Genomic DNA, 17,303 nt, shown 5'->3' on the forward strand with positions numbered 1-17,303 from the left:
GAACGTTACCCCCGTCTAATAGTTTGATTTATGATTTATATTCACGATAAGGTTTAAACTTTCCTGCTATTATACCATGAATTAACTGCAAATTGTTGCTAAACTTTTGGTCCATATCGATCCAGTGAATGTCGCGCATATGTCTAAACCAAGACAACTGGCGCTTGGCAAACCGCCTCGTATCTCTTTTAAGCAGCTCAACTGCAGCTTCGTAAGAGCATTCGCCGCGCAAATACATCGCTATTTCTTTATAGCCCAGCGCTTGCATAGGTACAGCTGAGGGCGGCAAATGTCTCTCCAGTATATTTTGCACCTCTTCAACAAGCCCTTCTTCCAGCATTTGATCGATGCGAAGCTCGATTCTGCGGTACAGCTCAGCGCGATCCATCGTAAGCCCAATGAGGCACAGCTCATACGGGGATTGTTTTATTTGTCCTTTTTGCTGCTCAGTAAAGGTTTGCCCTGTCAGATGGTAAACTTCCAGCGCTCTTATGACTCTTCTTACATCATTAGGATGAAGCCGCTGTGCTGCTTCGGGATCAATCTTTGCCAGCCTGAGATGAAGAGCTTCATTGCCTTCGCTTAGCGCATACTTCTCCTGCTCCTGCCGAAAGCATTCATCCGAGCCAAGTGGTGCAAATTGATAACGATAGCATAGCGATTCTACATACAGCCCTGTCCCGCCCACGATGAAGGGCAGCTTGCCTTTGGCAGCGATTTGCTGAATAGCCGTTTCTGCGTTCTCTTGAAACTCCGCTGCGGAGTAAGCCTGCTCCGGCTCGCAAATATCGATCAAATGATGGGGAATGCCTTGACGTTCGGAAACAGGTATCTTTGCTGTTCCAATATCCATACCACGATATACCTGCATTGAATCGCCTGAAATGATTTCGGCTTGCCATGCTTTAGCAAGCTCAATGCTTAACTTGGTTTTGCCAACTGCGGTTGGCCCAACCAAGACAAGCAATGGCTGCTTGGCACTGCCATTTGCTACAGCTGAATAATTCCAGCTGTTGTTATGCTCCATCAATATGTATCACTCCATAGCCGATTTTTGCATGGCTAATTTTTTTAAACCCAAGCTGTTCAAACTGGTCACTGAAGTTATTTTCCTTCATGATAACCGTTTTGCGCGCAACCCTGGTTGCTTCTCGAATCACTTCAATCGTCAAAGGGCTGGCATTGGCTATTGTTCTAAGCGGCTTCATCGAGCTGGATTCATGCACCGGTTGCCGAAACATGGGATCAAAATAGATGATATCCGTGCTTTTATCCGGCAGCTTCTTCAAAAACTGCAAATGTTCTGTACATTGCAGCTCGATGCGCCGCATCGCCTCATCAATGTCAGCTTCGCCGGAACGATAGGAGGCAAGCCCGTCCCGAACAAGCGCACAAAGCACCGGCTCGCTCTCCAGCGCTGTTACCTTTCCTTCCCGGCCGGCGCCAAACGAAAAAACGAGAGAATCGCCGCATAAGCCAGCCGTGCAATCTATAATGTGATCACCCTGCTCGCATTTGGAAAGAACGAGCAATGGATCCTGCTCGCCCTTTAAAAGACGCTTCACCCGCACTAACGCCATGCTTGGATGAAAGAAGAAGGGCTGGGCACGATGAGCATCAAAAAGCCTAACCTCTTTTTCCGTTACGACAATAACAGCTCCCTCAGCACTTTGCTCCTTAAGCTTTTGTATGGAATGCTTCTCGCGCGGCACAAATTGTCCGCCCACCTCTCGTGCTAGCTGCTGTGCTTTGGCGATATGCGCCTCAGTAGGCTTTACCGCAGTAGTTACAATCACGACATCACCCGTTTAAACATTTTTTGCAGCTGATAGATGCTGAAATGAACAATTATTGGCCGGCCATGCGGGCAGGTGTATGGCTGCGAGCAGGTTGATAGCCTTTGCAGCAAAGTTTCTCCTTCTTCCCGCGAAATTCTGTCATTTGCCTTTATGGAAGCTTTGCAAGCACACATAATTGCCGCTTTTTCCCGCAGCTTTCCAATAGGCACAGCCTTGCGCTCTGCCAGCAGCCAGTTGGTCATCTCCTCGAGCAGCTCATGCTCCTGCCCTTTAGGCATCCATTCCGGCAAAGATCGGACTAAAAACGTCTGCGGGCCAAACGGCTCCAGTTCAACGCCGGCTTGAAGCAGCAAATCAAGCTGGGACTTCAGTTGAGCTGCTTCAGCTGCTGTGAATTCCAGCGTTAGCGGAACAAGCAGATTTTGGCTTGCAATTTCAGCATTGGCGAATTTTTGTAAAAAATATTCATAATGAATTCTTTCATGTGCAGCATGCTGATCGACCAAATATAAACCGTCCTCTGCCTGGGCTACAATATAAGTACCATGATGCTGACCAATCCAGTGAAGCTCGGGAAATGCACCAGCCCCTTCAGGGGGAGCCTGCTGCCCAGCACGCAATGGCGGCTCCTCCAGCGCAGCTGCGGACTCCTGCGAAGCAAAATCCGCTTGCTTGGAACTTGCAGGTGCGTACAATCTTTCTGTTGCATCCCTAGGTATAGCACCATAAGAAGCGCTTTGCTCTCGATAGGCTTCTCCTGGACTGCGATTGCCGCTGCCCGTCTGACTGTTTGCAGAAGGCCTGCGAACCGCATCTTGCTTCGAGGAAACGGACTGGGAAACTCCAGCTTCTGACTGCTCCGGCTTATTCATGCTCTCCCGGTTGAAATCATTCATATGAAACGAGATCGAATCCTGTACATAAGCAGGCTTGGAGCGCGGCGGCGTCAAGCTGTCCGCTCCTTTCGGGATATAGCGCTCGCTTTCAAGGACGGCTTTAACTGCCTGTTCAATAAGCTGGCGCAGCTCCTGCTCCTTGCTGAATCTCACTTCCATTTTGGAAGGATGCACATTCACATCAAGCAGGCTGGGATGCATCTCAATCTCAATGACTGCGAGCGGATAGCGGTGAATAGGCAAATAAGTATGATAGGCATTCGCCAGTGCTTGGTTAATCATAAAGCTGCGAATATATCTTCCATTAACGATGGCAGTTATGCCGTTGCGGTTGCTGCGGCTCAGCTCTGGCTTGGATACATAACCATTAACGGTATAGTCTGCATCCGAAGCTGCGAGCTGATACATCGCTTTAGCCGTATTGCTTCCATACACTGCAGCAATAACCTGCAAGCGATCGCCCGTGCCTAATGTGCGCAGCAATGAATTGCCATTATGCTGAAGCGTAAACGCAATTCCAGGGTGGGCAAGCGCAATTCTGTTTATATAATCCGATATATGCCCGAGCTCAGTCTGAATACTTTTCATATATTTCAGCCTTGCAGGCGTATTGTAAAAAATATCGCGTACAGTAATCACCGTACCCTGCGGAGCGTTGCAGGGCTCATCCGCCGTCACTGCTCCGCCCTCCAGGACAAGCCGGCGCGCCAATCCAGTATCGCTTTCTGCCGAAATCATTTCCAGCCGTGAAACTGCCGCTATACTTGGTAACGCCTCCCCTCGAAAGCCTAAGCTGGCTATGCGGAATAGATCACTATTCGTCGCTATTTTGCTCGTTGCATGACGCTGAAAAGCCTGCGGCATGTCGTCAGAAGGAATACCGTCGCCATTATCCGCAACACGGATTAAAGTCAGACCGCCTTCTTCTATCGTAATATCGACCGTGGTGCTTCCTGCATCGATTGCATTTTCAACCAGCTCTTTTACGATTGAAGCTGGCCGTTCTACGACTTCCCCGGCTGCTATTTGATTGGCGAGCTGCTCGTCCAGCACATTGATTTTTTTGCCAGCCACTTCTCTCACCTCCGTGTTCATGATTAGCAGTAGCTATACTGTCTATTCATGCAGCATTTTAGCTTTCATATCATTCAGCCATTGCATGGCCTGCATTGGCGTTATATTCAACAAATCAAGCTTGCGCAGCTCTTTTGCAAGCATTTCTTCCTTTACTTGGCCCTTGCGCTTCGGCGCAGCTGACTCCTGCACGTGATCAGGATCATCAAAGATTGACAGCTGTACGATGGAAGAAGCTGGCTGGCGCGATTGCTGATCAACCGGATTATTGCCAGCCACCGGCATAGCAGACGCTGCGCTCGCTTCGTTTATTGCGGCGCTATGATGCAACTGGACGGCTTCCGATTGCTCCAGCAGCTCGTAGGCTCGTCCTATAATAGCATTAGGCAAGCCGGCCAGCTGAGCGCAATAAATCCCATAGCTTGTATCAGCCGCACCCGCAATGAGCTTGCGCAAAAAGGTTACGTGATCACCGCTTTCTTCGACAGCCATTCTTGCATTAGCCAGCGAAGGAAGAGTATTTTCCAAATAAGCCAGCTCATGAAAGTGAGTAGAGACTAGTGCTTTGCAGCCGATATGGTGATGAACATACTCTATGACGGCCTGCGCGATAGCCATTCCTTCCGCAGTTGAGGTTCCCCTGCCCAGCTCATCTATAATAACTAGCGAGTTGACTGTTGCTTTCTCCGTCATAAGCTGTATATCTTTCATTTCGACCATAAACGTGCTCTGGCCGCCTATTAAATCATCCGCAGCGCCGATTCTCGTAAATATTCGGTCGATAAGTGGAATTTCAGCGCGTTTGGCCGGTACAAAGCAGCCGATTTGCGCCATAATGCAAATAAGCGCCGCCTGCCGCATATATGTACTTTTTCCAGCCATATTGGGGCCGGTAATGAGCAAAATCCACTGCTTCTGCTGCTCAAGCACGGTATCGTTCGCTATAAAAGGCGAATCCTCCAGCATCGCCTCTACGACAGGATGACGGCCAGCTTCAATATGCAAATTATATGCAGCATTTACAGCCGGACGCACGAATCGGCGCTCTGCGCTCACCGTTGCAAGCGATTGATACACATCGAGCTCCGCTATCATCGCAGCTGCCTTCTGAAGCCTTGGCAAATGGCCCGCTATAAATCCTCTTAATTGCAAGAATCGTTCATATTCCAGATCGACCATTTTATCCTCGGCCTCCAGAATAAGCCGTTCCTTTTCCTTCAGTTCCGGCGTTACAAAGCGCTCAGCATTCGCTAAAGTCTGTTTGCGTTCATATCTTCCCTCCGGAAGCATCGAAAGATTTGCTTTGGAAACCTCCAAATAATAGCCGAATATTTTATTGAAGCCAATTTTCAACGATTTGATTCCTGTCGCCTCACGCTCTTGCTTCTCAAGCTCAGCCAGCCATTTCTTGCCGTTGACGCTGGCCTCGCGCAGCGAATCCAAATATTCATCGCAGCCAGCTTTAATTAAGCCCCCTTCTCGAATCGAGACTGGAGCATCCTCTATAAGCACCTCTTCGATTTGATCGGCCAAGTCGGCACATTCATCCGCTTGATCAACAAGCGCCTGCAGCGATGCTATTCCTGAAGCACGGCATAAGGCAGTTAAAGCGGGAATGCGGCGCAGTGAAATACGAAGCGCATTTAGATCGCGTCCGTTTGCATTTCCGTAAGCTACTCTGCCTACTAATCTTTCAAGATCATAGATTGGCTGCAGCTCAGTCCGGACATCCTCACGCAAAATCAAATTCAAGTACAGTCCTTCGACTGCGTTCAAACGCTCCTCTATCGCATCCTTGCTGACGAGCGGCTTATCAATCCATCTTCTTAGCATTCTTGCGCCCATCGATGTTTGCGTCCGATCCAGCAGCCACAGCAGCGACCCTTTCTTGCTGCGGTCGCGCACCGTCTCTGTCAGCTCCAAATTCCGTCTTGTATATTGATCAAGAACCATGAATTGATTCGTTTCATATGACCTAATATGACGCACATGCGCTAGCGACCGTTTTTGTGTCTCATCCAAGTATGCTGTCATCAAGCTGATTACCTTCATGCGCTCGGCAGCCAAGCCTTCAAGCTGCTCCTCCTCAAATTGCCCCTTCAGCAAATGATCCGCAAGCTGCTCGCGAGGTGTAAGGGGGATTGGATAGCTTAGCCTGGTCTTAAGCTCCTCCAAAATATGATGCTCTCCGATTATTTCTGCTGGCGAATACAAATTCACTTCATCAAGCAGTGAGTCCCAATGCTCCGGCAGTGAAGTCACGTACAGCTCGCCTGTCGACAAATCGCATGCAGCAAGAGCAAGATTCGTATGTACGCTCGTAACAGCTACGATGAAGTTGTTCTGATTGCTCGCCAGCGCCTTCGTCTCCATTACGGTTCCCGGCGTAACAATTCGGACAATTTCTCTTCGCACGATCCCTTTTACACTGGCCGGATCTTCTACCTGCTCGCAAATTGCAACTTTATATCCTTTTTCAACCAATCGGTTTATATAATTTTCTGCTGAATGGTACGGCACGCCGCACATAGGAATTTTTTCTTGCGAGCCGCCGTCACGGCCTGTCAACGTAATTTCAAGCTCTCTGGACGCAGCAATGGCATCCTCAAAAAACATCTCATAAAAATCACCTAATCTAAAAAACAAAAAAGCATCCTTCGCTTCTTCTTTTACAGCCAAATATTGCTGAATCATGGGAGTATAACCAGCCATCAAAGTTCCTCCTGCTATTGCCATTAATATTATTCCGAAAACGAACACAGTCAGCTTCCATTATACCAAGCGGAACAGACGTGCGCCATCAAACTATTGAATTATATTGTGTCTTCATTAAATGTTCACTTCCTGGCGCTTATGCGCCATTTCTCGCGAAAATCGCTTTGCTCGTTCCAAACGCGCCCTTTTTTTGCTGCTTCAAAAAGGGGGTCAATCCACTTCGCATAAGCTGCATATTGGCCAGCGCTTGTTACGACTTTTATAATGTCATCCAATCCGGCTTGCAGCTCTGTTCGATCGCCGTTATAATAAGCGGCCTCATATTTTTCCTCTGCAGCAGGCACGTAAGCAAGAGTCAGCGCTTCCTTGGCGCATAATGCCGCCAGCGCGACAGCCGCCTTTGCTGCTAGCGGGGAAACAAGCCAGCTCGGCAAAGTGCGGTATTCAAAGCCGCCATGCGCTTGCAGGCGGTAATCGCCCAGCATGCCGTAGCGCGGTCTTCGCTTGCGCCCCGCTTCATCCTCCACCAGCGCCAGCGGGTAGGCGATGCAGCTGTCAAATAAGCGCAGCAGGCGTGTAGTGAGCGGTACGCCGCTAATATGAATATGGCCGCCCAACGCAAGCCCGGGCACGGGCATGGCGCCTGCTACCCAGCGAAGCTGCGAATTCGTAATGCGCCGTTGCGAATATTGAAGCAGCCTTCTGACATTGACGATCAGTGCTTCCGGATCGCTTGCAGGTTCTGGACGCAGCTCCGCAATCGGATAGAGCAGCTTTCCTGCGATCCTCATCGTGTCTGCTCCGGCGGCGCCTCCCTTGCCGCTTCCAAAATAACGCGATGCCATTGCAATCTTGCCTCCAGCAGTCAGCAGAGCAAATTCTGGATCTGCCCCCAGAAGCAGCTTTTGAGAAAGTGCCGGATAGCTTTTTGCCGTTTGCCGATACCAGCGTATAAATTCATCTGCGGCTGCACGCTTCAGCTCAGCATTCGCAATGTCCGGCATAGCTCGCACCGGCTCGCTTCTGCCATCTCCTCCAAGCGCTATAATTATTTCGCCTATATCAATTTCTAGCGCATACAAGGCAAAAACAGCATGCTTTGCAACTAGCTGAAGCAGCCGGTCCGAGCTCCAGCTTGCCCCAGACTCTTGATCCCTTCCGCTGCTGACGACGCCGTAATCACTGTTCAGGCGCTTCAGCGTCTCCTGCTCCTTGCCGGGCGCTATTCTTGCTAAATGAACAATTTGCAAATGGCATACCACGACACGATACAATCGCACACTAGTCAGCTGCTTTCGCTGCATCAGGCCCGCCCTTCTCCACCTGGCTTCTTGCCAGGACTTAGTCAGCAACTCCTTATGCTTTGCTGCTCCGGCATTAAGCAGCCACACACCAGGGGCTTTAAAGCTTTCGTTGTATTGCTCGTTCTGCTTCAGCACAACCGCATCGCCAGCGCTCCAGCTTTTATCAGGAGCGGAATGCTCCTGCTCCCCCCATATTACTCTCACAGCGTCACCTCCTATCTATCCAACAGATTGGCAATAACGAAAACTCCCGCTATCACAGTGGCAGCAGGGAGCATTTATAGGCATTCGTTTAATTATTCATGTATAACATAAATAAGAAAGAAAAGAGGGCTTTCGCCCTCAAACTCGCCGTATGTTCGGCATAGAATACATTATCCGTGTCGCAAACGGATAAATTACAAATCGTCATCCAGCAGGTCAGAATCCAAATCCTCAAAGTCATTGTCGCTGTCGATAAATGATAAGCCCTTATCATCCAAATCCGACATTCCATGCGGCCATACCGCTACACAAACCTTTGTTTCAGCGATAAGCTCTACCGAAAATTCTCGTTCCACACGGACATTAACACTATTGCCGTTCGAAGAAATATTCGCCTCGATGCAGTTTGGCTCCTGCAGCACATCAGCATATACTTCTTCAGACGATGGCCTGTGCTTGCCATCCAAATACGACAGCGGAACTACTTCAACATATTGTACGGATTCTTTAGCTACATCAGTTTGTGAATTGTTGCTGTAAGAATACCAAATGTTGATGTCATAAGTACCAACAACCTCTATACCTTCGCTGCACCTTACCGCTTCATACTGGTGATTAATAATCCACGCACCTAGTATACTTGTAGGTTTATGTGGCGGTGTAACAGTATGAGTTACTGTTGAAAACTTACGACCTTTACCGCAGACAGCCTTCGTAATAATTTCTCTTCCGTGAAGCTGTTTATCTGCAATCGTCATTGATTTAACCTCCTCCATACAATCATTCATTTAAAGTGTATGCAGGTCTTGGGCTTTTGTTGATTAATGTATTCTAAACTAACAAAAATATTTTACAAGTCTTCTTAAAAATATGGCTGGCTTGCAGTGCGAGGGGGTATTTCCCCTCGCATTTTCTATTGCTGAGCAGTGATTTTCGTCAGCACTGCCAAGGAAATTGTATGTCCTCAGCAGTGGATAATAGGAATGTTCTGAAATAGAAGAGTCTATAAGTCATTCAAATATTGCTGCTCTTAATTTTTCGAACATCCCTACATCCAGCTGCGCATTTTGCTATGCTATCGTTCGCGCCAGCCAGATGTTACTTTGCGTTCAAGCAAAGCTACCAGCTGATACATAATAGCAGCTACTACAGCAATAACAACGAGAGTTGACAGAACCAGCGTGAAATTGAAAACTTGGAAGCCATATATTATCAAGTAGCCAAGACCTGACTTTGCAACTAAAAACTCGCCGACAATAACACCTATCCAGGCAAGACCTACATTCACCTTTAAGGTTGCTATAATAACGGGAAAGGAACCTGGCAGTATAACCTTTTTGAACAGCTGCCAGCGTGAAGCTCCAAACAATCGCACAACCTTTATAAATCCGCTGTCTACTTCTCTAAACTGGTTATATATACTTAATGTCGTAATGATGACAGTGACAGATAGTGTTATAGCAACAATGGACATGAAGCCAGGCCCCAAGCCCACTATAAATATGGGTCCAAGCGCTACCTTCGGCATGCTGTTGAGCACGACGAGATACGGATCGAACACGCGAGATAAAAATGGAAACCACCATAACAGTGCTGCGATAGCCGTCCCCAATATTGTGCCAAGCGCAAAGCCTGCTATCGTTTCCGTTACTGTCACGCCAATATGCGGCCAAATTGTTCCGTCTGCCATGGATGCCGACAAATGGTTCAGCAATTTCGACGGATAGCTGAACAACAAAGGGTCAATCCATTTTTTGCGGCCGGCAGCCTCCCAAAGGCCTATAAAAATGGCGAGAATCGCAATTTGCACCATCCAAACAGCTGCGGTTCGCCGGCGCGCGCTGCGTTTGTAAGCTTGATGCAGCTCCGTTTTCATATGCTGTCTATCCATAGCTAATCCTCTCCTTCCGTGTCAATCACATCAAGCTCAGAGGTGAGCTTTTCGAACACGGATTGAAACTCGGGAAGCGTCCGCGCTATTTGCGGACTGGCAAGCCGCAGTGAATCAGGAATGACAACCTCGCAATGAATATGGCCGGGATTGCGCCCCAGCACAATTACACGGTCACACATGGCAGCTGCCTCAGACAAATCATGTGTAACCAGCACAGCCGTTTTTCCCAATCGGCGCAGGGTGCTTTGCACCAGTTCCTCGAGCTGCAGCTTAATATGAAAATCCAGAGCAGAAAACGGCTCATCTAACAGCAGAACGGAAGGATTCGTAACGAGCATTCTGGCAAGTGCCACACGTTGGCGCATGCCGCCCGAAAGCTCATGCGGATACCGCTTTCCAGCACCGGGCAAACCAAGCTCCGTTAACAGACGCTCTGCCTCCGCTTTGGATTCCTTCCTCATTCGATGCTGTATTTCAAGACCGATTAGCGTATTCTGCTCGATAGAGCGCCACGGGAACAGGTAATCCTGCTGCAGCATATAACCGACCTTGCTGGAAGGACCATCCACCTTTAACCCGCCAAACAGCACATTGCCATAAGTAGGCTGGAACAGCCCTGCAAGCAGGTTTAAAACCGTCGTCTTGCCGCATCCGCTCGGTCCAACCAATGCTAAAAACTCGCCTTCGGCAATGGATAAACTAAAATTTTCAATGGCAACAAAGGTACCTTTCTCATTTACATAAACATGCGTAACCTGTTGAAGCTCCAAAACAGTTTCTTGCTTCATCTGCTTGCCCCCTACTGCCTGCAAACGACTATTGCATTATTCGAGCGCCTTTCTTGCATAAGTCAGGTTTACAATTTTATTGTGCTCCACTCTTGTTTTCAATTCTCCTGCAGACTCCATGACATCCAGCAAGTTATTCCATTCCTGCTCATCAATAATTGGGTCTAGCGAATACGAGCCCTGCTGCTTATAGCGGTCAATCGACGATATCATAATATCCTCATCCACGCCGTCAAAATAAGGCGCAACAACTTTCGCTATAGCCGCCGCGTCATTTTGCTCCACCCATTGCTGAGCTTTGTATACTGCATTTGTAAAGGACTGTACAACGGCATTGTTTTTCTTCAAATAGCTTTCCTTTGCCATAAACACGGTGTAAGGCAAATTGCCGCTCTCCGTACCAAACGATGCGATTACATAGCCTGTTCCTTCACGTTCGAATATTGAAGCCGTCGGTTCAAACAGCTGCACATAATCTCCTGTGCCTGACGCGAAGGCTGCTGGTATATTTCCAAAATCAACGTTTTGAATGAGCTCCAGATCATCATGCGGCTGAATATTGTTTTTCTTCAGCGCAAACTCACCAACCATCTGCGGCATACCGCCCACCCTTTGACCTAAAAACACTGATCCTTTCAGCTTCGACCAGTCAAAGCTATCGTCCTTCTGCCTTGCAACCAGAAATGTGCCGTCAGTTTGCGTAAGCTGCGCAAAATTAATAACTTCATCGTCCGCGCCCTGCTGATGCACATAAATGGATGTTTCCGAGCCTACCAAAGCAACATCAACAACACCTGACAGCAGTGCTGTCATCGTCTTATCGCCGCCGGGCGTAGTTGTAAGCTCGACTTCAATCCCTTCATCTTTAAAGAAGCCCTTCTCGATCGCCACATATTGCGGTGCATAAAATAATGATCGCGTCACCTCTCCTATCCGCACCTTTGTTGTTTCAGACCCTTGCTTAGAGCAGCCGCTTATTACTAAAGAAGCTGTTAAAGCTGCTGCCAACAAAACCATAACGATTTTTCGCCTCATCTGACTATGCCTCCAAACTATACACATCGATTGATGTAATAGCCTATGCACCTCTCGGTTATACGGTGCTAGCTGTGTAAATAAAAAAGGCAGCTCGCAACTAGCCTTGCGGCTATGCGAGCTGCCTTGATTATTCCTTTTACAGCTTATAAATATCTTTATACTTATTCGTCAAATAAGTAACCAAATATTGTGGCTCAAGCACTTGGCCCGTAATCGATTGAACAAGCTCAGATGGGGTGCGCATTTTACCATACTGATAAATTTTATCTGCCAGCCATTCCTTGATCGGCAGCAAATTACCTGCTTCAACAAGCTGCCAGAAATCTTGGATTTGCTGCTCCATCGTATTGGCAAATTGAGCGGCATACATATTGCCAAGCGAATAGGACGGGAAATAACCAAACGCACCGCCCGACCAATGAACATCCTGAAGCACGCCGTCGCTGTCGGTTGCTGGCGCAATGCCTAAATATTGCTTATACTTCTCATTCCAAACTTCCGGCAGCTCCGCTGCTGTAAGCCCTTCGTTAAAAATCATTTTCTCCAGCTCATACCTGATAATAATATGAAGGTTATAGGTTAGCTCATCTGCTTCAATTCGAATTAGCGAAGGCTGGACAACATTATTGCCTCTGTAGAACTGATCGCAGGATACATGGCTCAAATTTGGGAAACGGGCTTGCAGCTCCTTATAATACCGGTTCCAGAACGGCCGGCTGCGACCGATTACATTTTCCCAAAAACGAGACTGTGATTCGTGTATTCCCATAGACGTTCCCGTACAAAGCGTCGTTCCAATCAACTGGTCCATAATATTTTGCTCATATAAGGCATGGCCGCATTCATGTATCGTGCCAAATAATGCGCTCGTCACATCATCCTTCAAGTAGCGTGTCGTAATTCGCACATCGCCTGGATTAAGTCCCGTTGCAAATGGATGCATGCTTTCATCCAGTCTGCCTGCTTCAAAGTTAAAGCCGAGCTGCTGCAATATATATAAACTAAAATCTTTTTGCGCAGCTACATCGAATTGCTGGCGTAAAAAGCTCGTGTCCGGCTGATTAGGCGAAGAGGCAATGGCAGCAGAAAGCGGCACAAGCTGCTCGCGCAGTCCGCCGAAAATCCGGTCTAGCTCAGCGACCGTCATACCTGGCTCATAAGGCTCCAGCAAAGTGTCATAACGTGTTTGCCCTGCGCCCCACAAATCGATAAATTGATTCGTATAACGAATAACCTTATCCAGGTAGGGCTTAAAACCGGCGTAATCATTCGCTTCCTTCGCTTCCTCCCACTTCGACTCAGATTGTGATGTAATAACTACATATTCCTGATAAAGCTTAGGCGGGATTAAAACACTGCGGTTATAATCCTTCCTTGTCTCTGTTACAAGTCTTTGATCGATTTCGGATAAAGATGCAAATACTTCCTTGCGCTCAAGCTCAGACAGCCATTCACCGAGCTCTGGCGAAGTAGAGAGCTTGAACATATCCGCAGAAAGCTCGCCTATAACCTCCGAACGGACGTCCATTCCTTTACGGGGAGCCCCAGTTCTTAAATCCCAATAGAGCACGCCTAGCGCCTCTTCAAAGCTTTTAATTTTACGATTGGCAGTCTTAAAGCTGTCCAACACTTTTTTCGTTTGTTCCGACATTTGAAACCCGCCCTTCAGATTAGGTATGTACTGGCAGCCAGCTTGATGTTACATTCTCAACTGCCTATAATAATAGGTATTAAGACTTCTTCTAATTCTTGTTTAAAGGAGTGACCCATTTGAACGTTCAATTTTCCAGCAGCGCTTTGGAGAAACTGCTCCCTTACGTTGCGGACGGAACAAAGCAGCTCAAGCTGCTGCATGATACGGAAGGCTGCGGCTGTGTGCTTAGCGGAGTGCCGGCGATGCAGCTGATTGAGTCGCCTTCTGTAGATGACGCATTGCTGCAGGAAACCCCGCTGCGCTTATGGCACGAGCCGCGTCATGCCGTTTTTTTTGAGCCAAGCCTAAGAATCGATTACAACACTTCAACTGACAGCTTTAGTTTGAAGAGCGATAATCAAATCTATACGCTTGATCTCAAGCTGTACACGTCTGCAGAAATAACGGACTAGCTGTTTTCTCTTGATCTGCGCAATTCCTGCGCTGCAGCTCGGGCAGCGATAACTTCCGATCTGTCACGCAGCTTATGGCGATGAATGAGCGCATCATCCCATTTGGGACTAGGGGCGCCCCATTCCAAACTTAATGAGTCGGTTCGTCTCATGCATTCCTGCAGCAAGGACTCATCCGTAATCCACATGTCGATATCTTCAAATTCAAGTCCTAATGAAGCAGCCTGCACACGTTCATCCAGCTGCTCCAGCAAATCCTCGGAGCTTATGCCGAGAGGAGTCAATGAAGACAGCTTAAGCTTGCTTGTCGCTGACTGGTACATCTTTACAGCGCCTGAACGATTGCCGCGCCTTTCATGGTATTGCCCGACAGCTACCTGTATTAAAGCAACATACAGATGGGCATAGCGATCCTCCGGATGCTGTTTCCAGTATTCTTCCAGAAGCTCGTGACATTCAAAATAATCACGCACCGCATGGAATTGGATTAAATAGGAAATTAAATGCTCATTCATTTTGTATTTAAACTCCTCCAGTTCCCCTAAAACTATGTCTTCAAAAAAAATTTATTATTTTTATAAAAAATTGAAACCTACTTCTATCTTAGACGTACTTGTCTATGATAGCAATCTTTCAAACAGACCATTCAGGAGGAGAAAGACCAGATGAAAAAAGGACTACTAGTAATGATGGCGTTGACATTGATGTTCGCCCTTAGCTTCAGCTTCAGCGACTCAGCAGATGCCCGTCGCGGCGGCGGCATCAAATCTCCAAAACAAAGCTTCACCCAGACGCCTAAGAAAACAGATAATGTTCAGCAATCCAACACAGGCACAAAATCTACGACTGGCACAAGCTCGACAGGAGCTGCTAAATCAGGCGGATTGTTTGGCGGCAGCGGCTTTATGAAAGGACTTATGCTTGGCGGTCTTGCCGGCATGCTGTTTGGCGGACTTTTCGGAAGCATGGGCGCTTTTGGCGAAATTCTTGGTCTAATGGTTAATCTGCTTGTTATTGTTGCGATCTTTATGGTCATTCGCGCGGCGTTTGTTTATATACGCAACAAGAAGCCTAATCCGGATCAGCGGAGACCTTACTAATTATGCGCATTTATACAGACGAGATCATTAACGCAGTCTGTCTGCATATTGCTGATCGTCGCGGTGTTCGCCCCGAGGATGTTGAGGTTCAGCTATCCTGGGAGGAGCAATATGGTTTTACTGCAGAAATTTGGGTTAATGGACGCAGCCAATACTTGATTGAATCCAACTTGCTTGAAGCGATCGAGCAATATATGTTTACTCAATATGATCGACGGGTATTCCGTTCCGATATTACGCTTGATGCGGATGAGGAAGAAGGAGAATTTTGGGCTAATATTGCTAATTAATGTTCAAAAATATATGATAAAATGCCTTGTTTGCTCTTTAGAGCTAGCAGGGCATTTTTTTTTGCGCCTGCCAGTTACCACTATTAACCATAGCAAACTACTATTTTTTATAGCAACTTCCCCCTCCTATACGCGTCTAACCAATAGACTACTATAAGGAGTGTGAACATTCGCCTATGAAAAAAAGATGGTCGCTGTTGCTGGCTTTGACTATCATCATTCAGTCATTTGCTGCAATGTATGCGCCACAAGCATCAGCAGCAAGCAAGATGACGCAGTATCGAGTCTATCAAAACGACAAAGCCTTGAAAGAATTTTCGACCGAAGCAGAAGCTGTAAGATACGCCAAGCAATTTAACTATTCACATGTAGAAAAAATTGCCAGCCGCAGCTGGGTATGGGATAATTTCCCCCGCTACAAGGTGTATCAAAACGGCAAGTCCAGCTCAAAGTGGGATTTTCAAACCTACAATGACGCATTAGCCTTTGCCAAAACATTATCCAATGTACATATTCGCGATCTCAACAGTATCGGCTGGGTTTACTCCTCTTATCCGCAATACCAGCTGTATCAAGGTGATAAATCTTTAGCTGGCTGGTCATTCATTACACTGGATGCAGCCAAAAAAGAAGCGAAAAAGTGGGCTAATGCTCATATTATTGATCTGAACACGAATAGCTGGATATGGGACAACTTAACTGATGCCCAGCGCAAAGCCCAAAAGGAAGCAGCAGCGGTCTACGAAATAATCGTTAATGGCGTAAAAGCCCCGGATACAAAAGCCTACTCCTTTCTGAAGGATGCGATTGACGCATCCTTGAAAATTGCCAACAGCGAAGTGCGCAATGCTAAATCTAAAGCAATTATCCATTCCAATAAAGCAAGCTACAAAGTTTTGCAAAACGGCAAGCAAATATTTGAATTTGCAACCTTGCAGCAAGCCGTAAAGGATGCCAAAAGGTGGGCTAATTCAGAAGTCGTATTTGAAGGCAATGTATTGTGGTCAGGATATCCCTATTACACGGTGTATCAAGGAGAGAAGAAGCTTAAGCATTTCACGACAAGACAAGCTGCTGTCGATTATGCAAAGGGCTATTCCAACAGCACTGCACGCACCTTGGATGAACGAATCATTTGGAGCAATATTAAATCGCTGATTTATTTAGGGTGGAACGGCAGCAGCGCTGCAGCTACTATCCATAATCATGTAGCCAATACACAAGGTCTTAATATTGATTCTCCTACCTGGTTTGAGCTTACGAAGGCAGACGGCACACTTAAGGATTCTTCCGATCCGGCAGTTGTGAAAGCGTTGCATGACAAGGGCGTTCTCGTTATGCCGCTCATTCATAATCAATTCGATCGCACGATGACATCAGAATTTCTTGCGAATAGCGAGGCACAGAAAAAGTTTATTACAGCGCTCGTTAATCGCCTCGCAGCACTTGGCGTATACGGCGTCAACATTGACTTTGAAGAAGTGTCTGGAAAAGACCGCAAAGCATACACTGCTTTTGTAACCAAGCTTGCTGAAGCTGCCCATGCCAAAAAGCTGAAGGTATCTATCGATTTGCCGCGCGGCAGTGTCAGCTGGAACCATCTGACTGCGTATGATCATGCAGCGCTGGCTCCCGTTGTTGATATGATTATGATAATGGCCTACGACGAGCATTGGAGCGGCAGCGACAAAGCAGGATCAGTAGCGAGTCTGCCATGGGTGGAAGAAGGCATAAAGCAATTTCTTGATTATGGCATCCCTCGCGACAAGCTTATGCTGGGCATTCCATTCTATGTCAGAGAATGGCGCTTGGACAGCACAGGCAAGCTTGTCGACAATCGTGCGATAATTATGAAAGAGCTGCCTAAGCTGATTGCTGAAACAGGCGCCAGCAAAATCTACGATGCTGCGGCTGGCCAATATAAATACAGCTATGTCAAAAATGGCCATACTCATCTGTTCTGGGCAGAAACCGAGGACACTGTGCTCGCCCGCATTAACCTGGCTAAAAAGTATGATCTGGCTGGTGTAGCTGCATGGCGACTAGGCTACGAAAGCAATGAGCTTTGGACAAAAATGCTTCGTGCCAAATAGTA

The 17,303-nt window shown here is 47.4% G+C and carries 15 protein-coding genes; 4 read left to right on the forward strand and 11 right to left on the reverse strand.

The genetic code is table 11. The features are described 5' to 3' along the window. Positions 1-28: 28 nt before the first annotated feature. From miaA to V1L65_RS13195, 10 genes are all read right to left on the reverse strand, one after another. Positions 29-1,027, reverse strand: a complete 999-nt coding sequence (miaA, locus tag V1L65_RS13150; RefSeq protein WP_331699639.1) for a tRNA (adenosine(37)-N6)-dimethylallyltransferase MiaA — start codon at positions 1,025-1,027, stop codon at positions 29-31. Continuing rightward, entirely contained in the window at positions 1,017-1,796 is a 780-nt protein-coding gene (locus V1L65_RS13155; RefSeq protein ID WP_331699613.1) for a class I SAM-dependent methyltransferase, read from the reverse strand. The genes miaA and V1L65_RS13155 overlap by 11 nt, the downstream gene beginning before the upstream one ends. Next, on the reverse strand, positions 1,793-3,769 hold the full coding sequence (mutL, locus tag V1L65_RS13160; protein ID WP_331699614.1) for a DNA mismatch repair endonuclease MutL: 1,977 nt from the start codon (positions 3,767-3,769) through the stop codon (positions 1,793-1,795). The genes V1L65_RS13155 and mutL overlap by 4 nt, the downstream gene beginning before the upstream one ends. 42 nt (positions 3,770-3,811) lie before the next feature. Continuing rightward, a complete protein-coding gene (gene mutS, locus V1L65_RS13165) occupies positions 3,812-6,481 on the reverse strand; it encodes a DNA mismatch repair protein MutS (protein ID WP_331699615.1) in 2,670 nt (889 codons plus the stop codon). A 125-nt stretch (positions 6,482-6,606) separates the two neighbouring features. After that, positions 6,607-7,992 (reverse strand): putative amidoligase domain-containing protein, encoded by a 1,386-nt coding sequence (locus V1L65_RS13170; protein ID WP_331699616.1) that lies wholly within the window; start codon positions 7,990-7,992, stop codon positions 6,607-6,609. A 194-nt stretch (positions 7,993-8,186) separates the two neighbouring features. Further along, positions 8,187-8,750 carry an outer spore coat protein CotE gene (locus V1L65_RS13175; RefSeq protein WP_331699617.1) on the reverse strand — a complete coding sequence of 188 codons (564 nt, stop codon included), beginning with the start codon at positions 8,748-8,750 and terminating at the stop codon, positions 8,187-8,189. Positions 8,751-9,067: 317 nt separating this feature from the next. Then, entirely contained in the window at positions 9,068-9,883 is an 816-nt protein-coding gene (locus V1L65_RS13180; protein WP_331699618.1) for an ABC transporter permease, read from the reverse strand. Between the two features lie 2 nt (positions 9,884-9,885). Continuing rightward, positions 9,886-10,674: an ABC transporter ATP-binding protein gene (locus V1L65_RS13185; RefSeq protein ID WP_331699619.1), complete on the reverse strand. Its 789-nt coding sequence runs from the start codon at positions 10,672-10,674 to the stop codon at positions 9,886-9,888. Between the two features lie 36 nt (positions 10,675-10,710). Next, entirely contained in the window at positions 10,711-11,709 is a 999-nt protein-coding gene (locus tag V1L65_RS13190; RefSeq protein ID WP_331699620.1) for an ABC transporter substrate-binding protein, read from the reverse strand. Positions 11,710-11,848: 139 nt separating this feature from the next. After that, a complete protein-coding gene (locus V1L65_RS13195) occupies positions 11,849-13,363 on the reverse strand; it encodes a carboxypeptidase M32 (protein WP_331699621.1) in 1,515 nt (504 codons plus the stop codon). A 119-nt stretch (positions 13,364-13,482) separates the two neighbouring features. On the opposite strand from V1L65_RS13195, the gene V1L65_RS13200 reads away from it, so the two are divergent. After that, positions 13,483-13,818 (forward strand): iron-sulfur cluster biosynthesis family protein, encoded by a 336-nt coding sequence (locus V1L65_RS13200; RefSeq protein WP_331699622.1) that lies wholly within the window; start codon positions 13,483-13,485, stop codon positions 13,816-13,818. Here V1L65_RS13200 and V1L65_RS13205 read toward each other — a convergent pair. After that, on the reverse strand, positions 13,815-14,333 hold the full coding sequence (locus tag V1L65_RS13205) for a DUF309 domain-containing protein (protein ID WP_331699623.1): 519 nt from the start codon (positions 14,331-14,333) through the stop codon (positions 13,815-13,817). The two genes, V1L65_RS13200 and V1L65_RS13205, sit on opposite strands and share 4 nt — an antisense overlap. A 150-nt stretch (positions 14,334-14,483) precedes the next feature. Here V1L65_RS13205 and V1L65_RS13210 point away from each other — a divergent pair, with 150 nt between their 5' ends. The 3 genes from V1L65_RS13210 to V1L65_RS13220 all read left to right on the forward strand — a co-directional run bounded on the left by V1L65_RS13210 (position 14,484) and on the right by V1L65_RS13220 (position 17,301). Beyond that, on the forward strand, positions 14,484-14,918 hold the full coding sequence (locus tag V1L65_RS13210) for a hypothetical protein (RefSeq protein ID WP_331699624.1): 435 nt from the start codon (positions 14,484-14,486) through the stop codon (positions 14,916-14,918). Between the two features lie 2 nt (positions 14,919-14,920). Next, positions 14,921-15,208, forward strand: a complete 288-nt coding sequence (locus V1L65_RS13215; RefSeq protein ID WP_331699625.1) for a YxcD family protein — start codon at positions 14,921-14,923, stop codon at positions 15,206-15,208. A 176-nt stretch (positions 15,209-15,384) separates the two neighbouring features. Continuing rightward, a complete protein-coding gene (locus tag V1L65_RS13220; protein WP_331699626.1) occupies positions 15,385-17,301 on the forward strand; it encodes a glycosyl hydrolase family 18 protein in 1,917 nt (638 codons plus the stop codon). The last annotated feature ends 2 nt before the right edge of the window (positions 17,302-17,303 follow it).

Origin of the sequence: Paenibacillus sp. IITD108, from assembly GCF_036541265.1 — a bacterium.
In the GTDB taxonomy this organism is placed as follows: domain Bacteria; phylum Bacillota; class Bacilli; order Paenibacillales; family Paenibacillaceae; genus Pristimantibacillus.

What these genes read in the sequence shown, in the direction of transcription:
- V1L65_RS13205 (WP_331699623.1), bottom strand. Translation starts at nt 14,333, where the DNA reads ATGAATGAGCATTTAATTTCCTATTTAATCCAATTCCATGCGGTGCGT.
- V1L65_RS13185 (WP_331699619.1), bottom strand. Translation starts at nt 10,674, where the DNA reads ATGAAGCAAGAAACTGTTTTGGAGCTTCAACAGGTTACGCATGTTTAT.
- V1L65_RS13190 (WP_331699620.1), bottom strand. Translation starts at nt 11,709, where the DNA reads ATGAGGCGAAAAATCGTTATGGTTTTGTTGGCAGCAGCTTTAACAGCT.
- V1L65_RS13180 (WP_331699618.1), bottom strand. Translation starts at nt 9,883, where the DNA reads ATGGATAGACAGCATATGAAAACGGAGCTGCATCAAGCTTACAAACGC.
- V1L65_RS13210 (WP_331699624.1), top strand. Translation starts at nt 14,484, where the DNA reads ATGAAAAAAGGACTACTAGTAATGATGGCGTTGACATTGATGTTCGCC.
- V1L65_RS13215 (WP_331699625.1), top strand. Translation starts at nt 14,921, where the DNA reads ATGCGCATTTATACAGACGAGATCATTAACGCAGTCTGTCTGCATATT.
- mutS (WP_331699615.1), bottom strand. Translation starts at nt 6,481, where the DNA reads ATGGCTGGTTATACTCCCATGATTCAGCAATATTTGGCTGTAAAAGAA.
- V1L65_RS13195 (WP_331699621.1), bottom strand. Translation starts at nt 13,363, where the DNA reads ATGTCGGAACAAACGAAAAAAGTGTTGGACAGCTTTAAGACTGCCAAT.
- V1L65_RS13220 (WP_331699626.1), top strand. Translation starts at nt 15,385, where the DNA reads ATGAAAAAAAGATGGTCGCTGTTGCTGGCTTTGACTATCATCATTCAG.
- miaA (WP_331699639.1), bottom strand. Translation starts at nt 1,027, where the DNA reads ATGGAGCATAACAACAGCTGGAATTATTCAGCTGTAGCAAATGGCAGT.
- V1L65_RS13175 (WP_331699617.1), bottom strand. Translation starts at nt 8,750, where the DNA reads ATGACGATTGCAGATAAACAGCTTCACGGAAGAGAAATTATTACGAAG.